The sequence below is a fragment of the Pseudomonas sp. LBUM1661 genome (assembly GCF_059695925.1).
Map to the genome: position 1 here is coordinate 1,030,680 of NZ_CP166794.1, position 12,748 is coordinate 1,043,427.

Here is a 12,748-nt window from a genome sequence, read left to right on the forward strand (position 1 = left end):
GTTTTATAAAGTAGGCGTCGGCCCTTCAATAGGTATTTAACGTGTTGAACGTATTTTGGCTGATCCCTGTTTATAGAAAGGATTCTATTGATGAAGAATTATTTGCTGGAAGAAGTTAGTGAAAGGTTGGGTTTGGTTTTCAAGAATATGGGGTATACGATTAACGTTGATGAAACGTATCTGACATCGATCGTGATCAATGATAAGGGCGAGCAAGTGGTCGATTACTCCGAAAGTTTGAGTTGGGCAATCATGGAGAAAGTGCAGGCGGATGAACTGCCGAAGTTTTACGATGATTTTGTAGGTGTCTTTTCTGAGCGTTGGACTTTTGATCCGGTTTATCGAATTGCCGAATTGGATATGATTGATATTAATAATGCCGGCAGTATCGTGGTCGAGTCCTACCGAAACAAATAATTGTTTTTGGTAGGTGCTCAACTATTTTAACGAGTTGGCGTGGGTGGTTCATACCCCATCCGCCAACTTACGGCCCGGGTCGCTGCCAATAATCGGTGCGCCGCCGGGCCGTTTTCGTCGGCATGGAACAGCGACGCCGGACCGACGATGGTCAGGACCGCCACAACATGTCCGACCGCGTTGAAGACCGGTGCCGACAAGGCATCCACGCCTGGCATCAACAAACCATGCACATGATGCAGACCGCGCTCGCGGATCTGTTCGCACAATGCCGCATAAGTTTCGTCGTCCACCAGGGCATGGGCGCTCGCGGCTTGCAGTTCCTGCTCGCGCAAGTCGATGGTTTCGCGCTTGGGCAGGTACGCGCCGAACACCAGTCCCGTGGACGAACTGAGCAACGGCAACACCGAGCCCAATTGCGTCACTACCGTCACCGCACGCACGGCCGGTTCGATATGCACCACGGTCGCGCCTTGATTGCCCCATACCGCCAAAAAGCAGGTCTCGTTCAAGTCATCGCGCAACTCGGCCAAGGGCAGGGCGGCGACTTTCAGCACGTCCATACTGTTGAGCGCGGCGAGACCGACGCGCAAGGCTTCGCGGCCCAGACCGTAATGGTTGGTGGCGGTGTTCTGCTCGGCAAAACCGCTGGCGATCAACGCCTGCAAATAGCGGTGAACCTTGCTCGCCGGCATTTGCACGTGTTCGGCCAGGCGCGACAGCGACGTCGAGGGCGACAACTCGGCTAATGCCTTGAGGATGTCGGTGCCGACCTCGGCCGAGCGGACTTTCTGTTTACCGTTGCTGAGCGGCTTTTCCATGGAGGCGGTGTGATCCCGGGACGAATGGGCGTCTTTATAGCTTGACGGTCAATACCAATCAAATTACGTTATGCGTAATCGAATTACGATAAAAATAACCCGGGCGTGCCGAGAGCTCTTCGACGGAGTGACAGGCCATTGCCTACTCCCTGTTCAGGAGGCTCCATGAACCTCGATTCAACGGCGCCCGCGCTGGCTTATCAGTCCGGCTTCGGCAATGAATTCAGCAGTGAAGCGTTGCCCGGCGCACTGCCAGTCGGCCAGAACTCCCCGCAAAAAGCCCCGTACGGCCTCTACACCGAATTGTTCTCCGGCACCGCGTTCACCATGGCTCGCAGTGAAGCGCGACGCACCTGGATGTACCGCATTCAGCCATCGGCCAATCACCCGGCGTTCGTCAAACTGGAGCGGCAACTGGCCGGCGGCCCGTTGGGTGAAGTCACCCCCAATCGACTGCGCTGGAACCCGTTGGACATCCCGAGCGAGCCGACCGATTTCATCGATGGCCTGGTGAGCATGGCCGCCAACTCGGGTGCGGAAAAACCGGCCGGGATCAGCATCTACAGCTACCGCGCCAACCGCTCCATGGAGCGCGTGTTTTTCAATGCCGACGGTGAATGGCTGGTGGTGCCGCAACTGGGGCGTCTGCGCATCGTCACCGAATTGGGTGTGCTGGAACTGGAACCGCTGGAAATCGCCGTGCTGCCGCGCGGTCTGAAGTTCCGCGTTGAACTGCTTGACCCGCAAGCGCGCGGCTACCTTGCCGAGAACCATGGCGCGCCGCTGCGTCTGCCGGATCTCGGGCCAATCGGCAGCAACGGCCTGGCTAATGCGCGGGACTTCCTGACCCCGGTCGCCCATTACGAACACCTCAAGCAACCGACCACGCTGGTGCAGAAATTCCTCGGCCAGTTGTGGGGCTGTGAGCTTGATCATTCGCCGTTGAACGTGGTCGCCTGGCACGGCAATAACGTGCCGTACAAATATGACCTGCGGCGTTTCAACACCATTGGCACGGTGAGTTTTGATCACCCGGATCCGTCGATTTTCACCGTCCTGACGTCGCCGACCAGCGTCCACGGCCTGGCCAATCTCGACTTCGTGATCTTCCCGCCACGCTGGATGGTCGCCGAGAACACCTTCCGTCCACCGTGGTTCCACCGCAACCTGATGAACGAGTTCATGGGCCTGATCAAGGGCGAGTACGACGCCAAGGCCGAAGGTTTTGTGCCCGGCGGTGCGTCCCTGCACAGCTGCATGAGCGCCCATGGCCCGGACGGCGAGACCTGCACCAAGGCGATCAACGCCGAACTGGCGCCGGCGAAAATCGACAACACCATGGCCTTCATGTTCGAGACCAGCCAGGTGCTGCGCCCGAGCCAATTCGCCCTCGAGTGCCCGCAATTGCAAACCCGCTACGATGCCTGCTGGGCCACGCTGCCCGCCACTTTCGACCCGACCCGGAGATAACCCATGACTCAGACAACCATCACTCGTAGCTGGGTTGCCTCCGCCAACGGCCACGCTGATTTCCCGCTGCAAAACCTGCCTTTGGGCGTGTTCAGTGTGAAGGGTTCCGCGCCTCGTAGCGGCGTGGCCATCGGCGAACACATCTTTGATCTGGAAGCGGCACTGGAGGCGGGCCTGTTCGACGGCCTTGCGAAAACGGCCGTCGAAGCGACCCGTGGCGGGCAGTTGAACGCATTCTTTGAACTCGGTCGCGAAGCACGAGTGGCGTTGCGCGAACGTCTGCTGGAGCTGCTGAAAGAAGGCAGCACCCTGCACGGCAAGATCGAAGCACAAGGTTCGAAGTTGCTGCCACTGGCGGCAAACTGCGAGATGCACCTGCCGGCGAAAATCAACGATTACACCGACTTCTACGTCGGCATCGAGCACGCGCAAAACGTTGGCAAACTGTTCCGCCCGGACAACCCGCTGCTGCCGAACTACAAGTACGTGCCGATCGGTTATCACGGTCGTGCCTCGACCATTCGCCCGTCCGGCACCGACGTGCGCCGCCCGAAAGGCCAGACCTTGCCTGCCGGTCAGACCGAGCCGACGTTTGGTCCGTGCGCACGTCTGGACTATGAGCTGGAACTGGGCATCTGGATCGGCCAGGGCAACGACATGGGCGACTCGATCGCCATTGGCGATGCCGCCGATCACATTGCCGGTTTCTGCCTGCTCAACGACTGGTCTGCGCGGGATATCCAGGCCTGGGAATACCAGCCACTGGGCCCGTTCCTGTCCAAGAGTTTCATCACCAGCATCTCGCCGTGGGTCGTGACCGCCGAGGCACTGGAGCCATTCCGTCGTGCCCAGCCTGCGCGCCCGGAAGGCGATCCGCAGCCGCTACCGTACCTGTTCGACAAGCGCGATCAGGCCGCGGGTGCCTTCGACATCGAACTGGAAGTGCTGCTGCTGACCGAAGGCCTGCGCGAGCAAAAACTGCCGGCTCATCGCCTGACCCTCAGCAATACAAAACACATGTACTGGACCGTGGCGCAAATGGTCGCGCACCACAGTGTCAACGGCTGCCAGTTGCAGGCCGGCGACCTGTTCGGTTCGGGTACGTTGTCGGGACCGGAAAACGGTCAGTTCGGCAGCCTGCTGGAAATCACCGAGGGCGGCAAAAAGCCGATCGAACTGGCGTCGGGTGAAGTGCGCAAGTTCCTCGAAGACGGCGACGAAATCATCCTGCGTGCCCGTTGCAGCCGCGAGGGATTTGCCTCTATCGGTTTCGGTGAATGCCGCGGCAAAGTACTGCCGGCACGCTAAGGAGATCGGGTCATGGAACTCTATACCTACTACCGTTCGACATCGTCCTATCGGGTGCGCATCGCGCTGGCGCTCAAGGGCCTGGATTACCAGGCACTGCCGGTCAACCTGATCGCGCCGCCCGGTGGCCAGCACCGGCAGCCGGCGTATCTGGGCATCAATCCGCAAGGTCGGGTGCCGGCGTTACGCACCGACGAAGGCGACCTGCTGATCCAGTCGCCAGCCATCATCGAGTACCTGGAGGAGCGTTATCCACAGGTGCCGCTGCTGTCCAGGGACCTCGTTGCGCGCGCGCGCGAGCGCGGCGTCGCGGCGCTGATCGGCTGCGATGTGCACCCGCTGCACAACGTCAGCGTGCTGAACAAACTGCGCCAGTTGGGCCACGATGAGCCGCAGGTGGTGGAGTGGATCGACCACTGGATCAGCCAAGGGTTGGCGGCGGTGGAACGGTTGATTGGCGATGAGGGTTACTGCTTCGGTCCGCAGCCTGGTCTCGCGGACCTGTACCTGATCCCGCAGCTGTACGCGGCAGAGCGATTCAACATTTCCCTTGACGCGTACCCACGAATTCGCAGGGTAGCGGCACTGGCAGCAACACATCCTGCCTTCATCAAAGCCCACCCGGCCAACCAGCCAGACACCCCATAAAGCCTCACACCGAACGAACTGTGGGAGCGGGCTTGCTCGCGAATGCAATCTGCCAGTCAACATCACTGCTGACTGACACACCGCTTTCGCGAGCAAGCCCGCTCCCACATTTGGCCGATGCCCTACACAAGATTCACAGTCAACACATAATCCCTGTAGGAGCGGGCTTGCCCGCGAAGAGGGGGTATCAGTCGATATTCATTTAGCTGACACGCCGCCATCGCGGGCAAGCCCGCTCCCACATTGGACCTGCGATCAATGGACGATTGAGTTGGGCGGCAGGTGCCCCAGCCGTTCAGTCAGGCGAATCCGCTGGATCGGGTCGTCGCTGAGCAGCAGGGCATGCTCCAGGTCGAAGCGCTCGGCGTTCGGGCAGTCCAGCCGTTGATACAGACTGGCCCGGGCCAGGTAGTCGGCCGCACTGGCGTTGCCCAGTTCCAGCACGCGTTCGGCGTCGATCAAGGCGCCGATGTAATCGTCGTGGGACAGGTGCAACTGCCGCAGGTTACGCGACAGCCGTTGCAGCATCTGCACCGGTTCGGCGGTGAGCAAGTGTTCGGCGCTGAGCTTCATGTTCGGGCCGTATTGGCGTTGCAGCAATTCCCGGCAATCGTTGGGGTACAGGCGACGGCCGCCGCAAGGGTCAAGCAAGTGATCGGCGCCCGGAACCCGCAGCAGGAAATGCCCCGGGAAATTGACCCCGACCAGGGGGATCTCCAGACCTTTGGCCAGCTCCAGCGCAATCAGCCCCAGAGCCAGCGGTTGGCCACGCCGGCGTTCCAGCACTTTGTTGACCAACGCCGCCTGCGGGCGCAACGGCGTGAAGTCGTCCTGGGCGAACCCCAGGTCATTCATGCGCCGTAACAGCGGCTGGGCCAATTCGCTCACCGGCAACATCGGCAAGCCATAGCTGACCCGCAGTTGCAGGTCCTTGAAGTCGTTGAGCACCGCCTCGGGATTCACCTCTTTGTCGTGTTCGGCAGCCATCCACAGCGCGGCTTCGAACAGCGCGGGCGGTGTACGTTGCAGACAGTCGAAAAAACGCTGACGGGGGGTCATCAAAATCTCCGGGCAATGCCTCGTTTTAGCCCCGTCTCCGAAATTCGTCCAGTGCCGCACACTGGCCCGCGCGGGTTATTTCCGAAAGCCTGCATGGCGGCGTCGCTTATTCCGGTGCGCTTCAGCAAATTTTGGGCGCAAGCCTATACTGGCGACTACAAGAAGTGATTCGGGAGCCCCACGATGTTCGCTCTCATGCAAAGCACTCGCCTTGAATCGCTGCATCTGAGCGTCGATCCGGTCACCGGGTTGAAGGCGGTCATTGCCATCCATAACAGCCGCCTGGGGCCTGCCCTGGGCGGTTGTCGTTACCTGGCCTACCCCAGCGACGAATCCGCCGTCGAGGACGCTGTGCGCCTTGCCCAAGGCATGAGTTACAAGGCAGCGCTGGCCGGGTTGGCCCAGGGTGGCGGCGTGGCCGTGATTGTGCGTCCCGTCCATGTGGAAAACCGAGCGGCGCTGTTCGAAGCTTTCGGGCGCTGTATCAATCAGCTCGACGGGCGCTACATCACCGCCATCGACAGCGGCACTTCCGTGGCCGACATGGATTGCATCGCCCAGCAGACTCAACACGTCACCAGCACCACGTCCGCTGGCGACCCGGCGCCCCACGCGGCGATGGGCGTGTTCACCGGCATTCGTGCCACCGCCATGGCGCGTCTGGGCAGCGACAACCTCGAAGGCTTGCGCGTGGCCATTCAAGGGTTGGGCAACGTCGGTTTTGCCCTCGCAGAACAACTGCACGCCGCCGGTGCCGAGCTGCTGGTCAGTGACATCGACCACGGCAAAGTGCAACTGGCGATGGAGCAACTCGGCGCGCATCCGATCGCCAACGATGCGCTGCTCAGCACACCTTGCGACATCCTCGCGCCCTGCGGTCTGGGCGGCGTACTCAACAGCCACAGCGTGACGCAACTGCGCTGCGCGGCGGTGGCCGGCTCGGCAAACAACCAACTGACCCATCTGGAAGTCGCCGATCAACTGGAACGTCGGGGCATCCTGTATGCACCGGATTACGTGATCAACGCGGGCGGACTGATCTACGTCTCGCTCAAACACCGTGGCGAAGCGCTGACGACCATCACCGCGCACCTGTCGAAAATCAGCTCACGGCTGACCGAAGTCTTCGCTCATGCCCAAGCGGAAAAACGTTCGCCGGCGCGGGTGGCGGATGAGTTGGCGGAGAAAGTGCTGTACCGATGAAGGAGTGGGGGCACTGGTCGAGGCGCAGGAGCAACCCGACGCCTGGTTTCTTGCGGGCATGAAAAAGGCCCTGAGCCATTCGACTCAGGGCCTATTCAATTCGGGCGTTGCTTACTTTGCTGTTTTGGCAGCCTTGGCTGGCTTTGTCGGCGCAGCGCTCGTCTCTTCTTCAACAGGTGCCGCCACTTCTACGGGGGCCGCTTTCTCAACGACTTCAGCCGGCGCATTGAGCAGTTCGGACAGGGCGTCCGGCTGGCTCTTGAACGCCTTGGCGAACACATCGCGATTCTTCGCCATGTAGATCCCGGCTTCTTCCACTTGCTGCTCGGTCAGGGACGGAACGGCTTTTTGCAACACTTCAGCCAGCAATTCGGCCAGTTCGAGCATTTTGTCATGACGGTCAGCTTCGGCTTTATCCATGAACAAGCGCTCCAGATCTCGGCTGCTGCGGTATACCACTTCGACGGCCATTCACCACCTCACATGCCTTCACATTAAGTTGTCTGTTCGACTACTGTATTTATATACAGCGAAAAGGATAAGCGAATCCCTTCGGTTTGGGTAGTGGCTTTTCAATGTAGACCGAATTCAGGGTTTGTCATGCAAACCGTGTCGCTCCAATCGCGGGCAAGCCCGCTCCCACAGGGAACAGCGTTAATCCTGTGGGAGCGGGCTTGCCCGCGAAGGCGTCGGCCCAAACACCGCCGACGTGCCTCCTTTCACCCAACCAACATCTCACCCAACAGCCTCTGGCCTTTTTTCTGCATGCAGAACAACCGTCACGTCCAACCCGCATCATCCGGTCGAACCGACCTAAGGAAGAATCATCGTGAAAATCAATTGGGCCGAGAAACTGCGGCAGAACGTGCACCAACTGGCCGAGTCCCTGGGCAACCTGTTCGTCGAGACCTTCCACTACCTGGCGCTGTTCGCCATCGGCGCGGTGACCGCGTGGGCGGCGGTGATGGAATTTCTGGGGATGATCGAGGAAGGGCACATCAAGATCGATGACATCTTGCTGCTGTTCATCTACCTGGAACTGGGGGCGATGGTCGGGATTTATTTCAAGACCAATCACATGCCGGTGCGTTTCCTGATCTACGTGGCGATCACCGCACTGACGCGGCTGCTGATCTCCAACGTCTCGCACCACAACCCGCCAGATCTGGGAATCATCTACTTGTGCGGCGGGATTTTGCTGCTGGCGTTTGCAATTCTGGTGGTGCGTTACGCCTCGTCGCAATTCCCTTCGGTGAAGATCGAACACCCGCAACGCAAGATCGGTGCGGGTTCCGGTGAACATCCCGAAGTAGAGAAGGGCGAGATTTAAAACCGCATCGCCGGACGGCTGTGGCGTTTGGCCGGTGGTGGCGGCAGGTTGCGATTGTCACCATCGGTCATGGCTTCGAGAATGGCCACGGCGCTATGGCCCTGTTCGATCGCAATGCCGAATTGAATGCTTTGCACCAGGCGTTTGAGGCGCTGGGGATCATTGCGTTGTTCGGCGCTGATCATCCGTTTGGCGACCACATGGCCGCTGTTGGACAAGGTCAGCATGATGCTGCCATCCAGGCCCTGAATGCTCAGGTTGATCTGGTAATCCGGTGCAAAGGCATCGGTAATGAGCTGAAAGGGGTTGTCCATGATGCGTCACCGCCTGATTGAACGTGCAGTAATTGACTGGCCATGATCGGGATTAGTTCGCAACACCAGACCATCGGCCATTCCGTAGCCATATCGCCATCATCGCTTTGGTTTTTGTACACAGGGGATGTAGCAAGGGGCATGCCGGAATAAACGCTAACCCTGTAGGAGCGAGCTCGCTCGCGATGGACGTCAACGATAACCCGTGTTCACTGGATAAACGCGTCGCCCTCAGGTTCATCGCGAGCCAGCTCGCTCCTACAGGTTTCTTGCCCGTTTCAGGGCATGAATGAATAGATGATCGCAGACAGTGCAATCAAACCGATCAACACCACGAACACGTTCGAGGCCTGCCCGGAGTACTGGCGCAAGGCCGGCACGCGGCGGATGGCGTACATCGGCATCAGGAACAACAGGCACGCAATGATCGGCCCGCCAAGGGTTTCGATCATGCCCAGAATGCTCGGGTTGAAGGTCGCCACGGCCCAGCAACTGAGGATCATGAACAACGCGGTCACACGGTTCAGCCAGCTTGCCGACATCACCCGGCCACGGCCGCGCAGGCTTTTCACGATCAGGCCCTGGAAACCTTCGCTGGCGCCGATGTAATGGCCGAGGAAGGATTTGGTGATCGCCACCAGCGCAATCAACGGCGCGGCGTACGCAATCACTGGCGTCTGGAAGTGGTTGGCCAGGTACGACAGGATCGAGATGTTCTGCGCCTTCGCCGCGGCCAAATCCGCCGGAGACAGCGCCAGCACGCAGCTGAAGCAGAAGAACATCACCGTCACCACCATCATGGCGTGAGCGATGGCGAGGATGCCGCCGCTCTTGCGCTCGGCTTGCTCGCCGTAGCGTTGTTTCTGATCGACGGCGAAGGCGGAGATGATCGGCGAATGGTTGAACGAGAACACCATCACCGGGATTGCCAGCCACAAGGTCTTGAAGAACAGCGGCAGCGGCATGCCTTCACTGGCAGTGGCGAAGAAAGCGCCGTTCCAGTTCGGCACCAGGCTGACGCCCAGCAGCAGTAACGCAGCGACGAACGGGTAAACCAGCACGCTCATGCATTTGACGATGACGTCCTGGCCGCAACGCACGATCGCCATCAGGCCGAGAATCAAGCCCAGCGACAGGATGGCTCGCGGTGGCGGCGTCATGTGCAGTTGGTGTTCCATGAGGCTGCTCAGGGTGTTGGTCAGCGCCACGCTGTACACCAGCAGAATCGGGAAGATCGCGAAAAAATACAGCAGCGTGATCAGCTTGCCGGCGCCGACGCCGAAGTGTTCTTCCACCACTTCGGTGATGTCCCCGGAACGGCCGGACAGCACGAAGCGGGTCAGGCCGCGGTGGGCGAAAAAGGTCATCGGGAACGCCAGCACCGCCAGAATCAACAGTGGCCAGAAACCACCGACCCCGGCGTTGATCGGCAGGAACAGCGTGCCGGCGCCAATCGCCGTGCCGTAGAGCCCGAGCATCCAGGTGGTGTCGTGTTTGCTCCAGCCCTGGGTGACTGTCGCGGCATCGCGTTTGAGTTCTACAGCAGGATTATCGGCAGCAGGTGTGCGTACATCGGTCATCGTTTTTTGGCCTCGTTATTGTTCTTGCTCGGGCTCACGTGTTGCGGACGGTCAGGGAATGCGCCTCAGCACTCCACCCAGCTCACCGCCAGGCCGCCCCGTGAAGTCTCTTTGTATTTGTCGTGCATGTCGGCGCCGGTATCGCGCATGGTGCGGATCACCCGGTCCAGGGAAATGAAGTGTTTGCCATCGCCACGCAGGGCCATTTGCGTGGCGTTGATTGCCTTCACGGCGGCAATCGCGTTGCGTTCGATGCACGGCACTTGCACCAGGCCGCCGACCGGATCGCAGGTCAGGCCGAGGTTGTGTTCCAGGCCGATTTCGGCGGCGTTTTCCAGTTGCTCCGGGGTGGCGCCGAGTATGTCCGCCAGACCGGCGGCGGCCATCGCGCAGGCTGACCCGACTTCGCCCTGGCAGCCGACTTCGGCGCCGGAGATCGAGGCGTTTTTCTTGCAGAGAATGCCGACGGCCGCAGCGCCCAGAAAGAAATTCACCACGTCATCGTCCGACGCATCGGGATTGAATTTCATGTAGTAGTGCAGCACCGCTGGAATGATCCCGGCCGCGCCGTTGGTGGGCGCGGTAACCATGCGTCCGCCCGCTGCGTTTTCTTCGTTCACGGCGAGGGCGAACAGGTTCACCCATTCCATGGCCGACAGCGTGGAGGTGATGACATTCGGCTTGCCGATTTCCAACAGGCTGCGGTGCAATTTCGCGGCGCGGCGCGGAACATTCAGACCGCCGGGCAGGATGCCTTCGTGACGCAAGCCTTGCTCGACGCACTCGCGCATCACCGACCAGATGTGCAGCAAGCCCTGACGGATATCGGCTTCGCTGCGCCAGGCCAGTTCATTCGCCATCATCAACTCGGAAACCCGCAGACCGTGTTGGTTGCAGAGCTTGAGCAATTCGGCGGCGCTAGAGAAATCGTACGGCAGCACCACGTCGCTGGAAGGCGCAATGCCGGACTCGGCTTCCGCTGCTTCGATGATGAATCCGCCACCGATCGAGTAGTACGTTTGCTCCGACAGTTCACCGGTTTCGCCAAAGGCTGTCAGGGACATGGCGTTGGGGTGGTAGGGCAAACTCTCGTCGAGCAGCAGGAGATCGCGTTGCCAGTTGAAGGCAATGGTCGCTTTACCGGCCAGGTTCAGTTGGCCGGTTTCGCGCAGGGTTTGAATTCGGCTTTCGATACAGGTCGGATCAATGCTGTCCGGCCATTCGCCCATCAGGCCCATGACGCAGGCGCGGTCGGTGGCGTGGCCGACGCCGGTGGCGGAAAGGGAGCCGTAGAGGCGGATTTCTACCCGCCGTACGTCATCCAGTAAACCTTGATCGATGAGCGCCTGGGCGAATGTCGCGGCGGCGCGCATTGGGCCGACGGTGTGGGAACTGGACGGACCGATGCCGACTTTGAAGAGATCGAAAACACTGATAGCCATGCTAAAGCCTATACAAGCAATGGAAGAGGAATCGCTGCCATGTTTTGTAGGACAAGCGCAATGTGGGCGATACTGCCCACCTAGGTCCTACGTGACCAACGAAACTTCCTAAGAAAGCCTTTAGCAGGACTAAACGATGAGTCGTCAATTGCACGCCCAGACCTATGTCTGGCTGCACGTGTTTTCCTGCGCCGCGCGGCACTTGTCGTTCACCCGATGTGCCGAAGAGCTGCACATCACGCCGGGCGCGGTCAGTCAGCAAATCCGCCAGCTGGAAGAACGCTTGGGTTTTCGCCTGTTCCATCGTCGTGCTCGCGGCGTGGAATTGAGCGCCGAGGGCCAGCGACTGGCCATCACCGTCAACGAGGCTTACGGCAGCATCGACGCAGAATTGCGACGACTGGACGCGGGAATGATCAGCGGGATTTTGCGGCTGCGCTCGATTCCTTCGTTCCTGAGCAAGTGGCTGACCCCGCGCCTGCCGCGCTTGCAGCAGCGTTTTCCGGACATTCAGTTGCGCCTGGTGGCCGAGGACAGCAGCGTGCCGTTGCATGAGGGCGACTTCGACCTGGCCATCGACCTGAACGACGGCAGTTATCCCGGTTTGTTATCCACAGCCTTGCTCGATGAGCAGATCTTTCCGGTGTGTGCCCCGAGCCTGTTGCGCGGGCGGCCACCGCTGCACGGCCCGGCGGACCTGGTGCATTTTCCGTTACTGCACGACATCACCGCCTGGCGCGGCAGTTATGAGTATGCGGAATGGGAGTTTTACCTGAATGCCATCGGCTTCGAAGGCGCGGACGTGCGGCGCGGGCACACCTTCAACCGCAACCACCTGACCATTGAAGCGGCGATTGCCGGGATGGGCGTGGCGATTGCGCGGCGGACGTTGCTCAACGATGAGCTGGAGCGAGGGACGTTGATCGTGCCGTTTGGCCTGGCGGTGCCCAATCACAAGCGCTACGTATTGCTGTATGCCCCAGGTGCGCTGAGCCATCCGGGCGTGCGCGCGGTGCATGATTGGCTGGTAGAGGAGGCGGGGATTTTTCGCAGTTTGCACCCGCTGGCGGAGCAGCAGATGTGAGTATTTGTGACAAAGAACCGATGCGACCCAACTCCCGACCTTAACAGCGCTTTTACCGGTTGTCCGGCTTTT

Annotated in this window: 12 protein-coding genes and 1 pseudogene; 7 read left to right on the plus strand and 6 right to left on the minus strand. The window is 60.1% G+C overall.

Annotated elements, in window-relative coordinates:
- The first annotated feature begins 90 nt into the window (after nucleotides 1–90).
- Nucleotides 91–417, plus strand: a complete 327-nt coding sequence (locus ACA057_RS04655) for a hypothetical protein (protein WP_497346291.1) — start codon at nucleotides 91–93, stop codon at nucleotides 415–417.
- Between the two features lie 26 nt (nucleotides 418–443).
- Here the strand turns inward: ACA057_RS04655 and ACA057_RS04660 are convergent, their stop codons facing one another.
- Nucleotides 444–1,238, minus strand: a complete 795-nt coding sequence (locus ACA057_RS04660; protein ID WP_497346293.1) for an IclR family transcriptional regulator — start codon at nucleotides 1,236–1,238, stop codon at nucleotides 444–446.
- A 165-nt stretch (nucleotides 1,239–1,403) separates the two neighbouring features.
- Here ACA057_RS04660 and hmgA point away from each other — a divergent pair, with 165 nt between their 5' ends.
- From hmgA to maiA, 3 genes are read left to right on the plus strand one after another with little or no spacing between them, the layout of a single operon-like run.
- Nucleotides 1,404–2,708: a homogentisate 1,2-dioxygenase gene (gene hmgA / locus ACA057_RS04665; protein WP_497346295.1), complete on the plus strand. Its 1,305-nt coding sequence runs from the start codon at nucleotides 1,404–1,406 to the stop codon at nucleotides 2,706–2,708.
- Between the two features lie 3 nt (nucleotides 2,709–2,711).
- Complete coding sequence (gene fahA, locus ACA057_RS04670) at nucleotides 2,712–4,016, plus strand: fumarylacetoacetase (RefSeq protein WP_497346297.1); 1,305 nt, start codon at nucleotides 2,712–2,714, stop codon at nucleotides 4,014–4,016.
- Nucleotides 4,017–4,028: 12 nt separating this feature from the next.
- Nucleotides 4,029–4,664: a maleylacetoacetate isomerase gene (gene maiA, locus ACA057_RS04675; protein WP_497346299.1), complete on the plus strand. Its 636-nt coding sequence runs from the start codon at nucleotides 4,029–4,031 to the stop codon at nucleotides 4,662–4,664.
- Nucleotides 4,665–4,919: 255 nt separating this feature from the next.
- On the opposite strand, the gene ACA057_RS04680 is transcribed toward maiA, so the two are convergent.
- A complete protein-coding gene (locus ACA057_RS04680) occupies nucleotides 4,920–5,723 on the minus strand; it encodes a SirB1 family protein (protein ID WP_497346301.1) in 804 nt (267 codons plus the stop codon).
- Between the two features lie 183 nt (nucleotides 5,724–5,906).
- Here ACA057_RS04680 and ACA057_RS04685 point away from each other — a divergent pair, with 183 nt between their 5' ends.
- The gene (locus tag ACA057_RS04685) at nucleotides 5,907–6,926 is read left to right on the plus strand and encodes a Glu/Leu/Phe/Val dehydrogenase family protein (RefSeq protein ID WP_497346303.1); all 1,020 of its coding nucleotides are present in this window, start codon (nucleotides 5,907–5,909) and stop codon (nucleotides 6,924–6,926) included.
- A gap of 216 nt (nucleotides 6,927–7,142) precedes the next feature.
- Here ACA057_RS04685 and ACA057_RS04690 read toward each other — a convergent pair.
- Nucleotides 7,143–7,397, minus strand: a pseudogene (locus tag ACA057_RS04690) (YebG family protein); the annotation flags it as partial.
- A 358-nt stretch (nucleotides 7,398–7,755) separates the two neighbouring features.
- Between ACA057_RS04690 and ACA057_RS04695 the strand changes: the two are divergent.
- On the plus strand, nucleotides 7,756–8,256 hold the full coding sequence (locus ACA057_RS04695; RefSeq protein ID WP_497346305.1) for a phosphate-starvation-inducible protein PsiE: 501 nt from the start codon (nucleotides 7,756–7,758) through the stop codon (nucleotides 8,254–8,256).
- On the opposite strand, the gene ACA057_RS04700 is transcribed toward ACA057_RS04695, so the two are convergent.
- The 3 genes from ACA057_RS04700 to ACA057_RS04710 all read right to left on the minus strand — a co-directional run bounded on the left by ACA057_RS04700 (nucleotide 8,253) and on the right by ACA057_RS04710 (nucleotide 11,592).
- Entirely contained in the window at nucleotides 8,253–8,570 is a 318-nt protein-coding gene (locus tag ACA057_RS04700) for a DUF3509 domain-containing protein (RefSeq protein WP_497346307.1), read from the minus strand. The two genes, ACA057_RS04695 and ACA057_RS04700, sit on opposite strands and share 4 nt — an antisense overlap.
- A 278-nt stretch (nucleotides 8,571–8,848) precedes the next feature.
- Nucleotides 8,849–10,150: a serine/threonine transporter gene (locus tag ACA057_RS04705; protein ID WP_497346309.1), complete on the minus strand. Its 1,302-nt coding sequence runs from the start codon at nucleotides 10,148–10,150 to the stop codon at nucleotides 8,849–8,851.
- Between the two features lie 65 nt (nucleotides 10,151–10,215).
- A complete protein-coding gene (locus tag ACA057_RS04710) occupies nucleotides 10,216–11,592 on the minus strand; it encodes an L-serine ammonia-lyase (RefSeq protein ID WP_497346311.1) in 1,377 nt (458 codons plus the stop codon).
- A 136-nt stretch (nucleotides 11,593–11,728) separates the two neighbouring features.
- On the opposite strand from ACA057_RS04710, the gene ACA057_RS04715 reads away from it, so the two are divergent.
- Nucleotides 11,729–12,676: a LysR substrate-binding domain-containing protein gene (locus ACA057_RS04715; RefSeq protein ID WP_054049783.1), complete on the plus strand. Its 948-nt coding sequence runs from the start codon at nucleotides 11,729–11,731 to the stop codon at nucleotides 12,674–12,676.
- Nucleotides 12,677–12,748 lie beyond the last annotated feature (72 nt).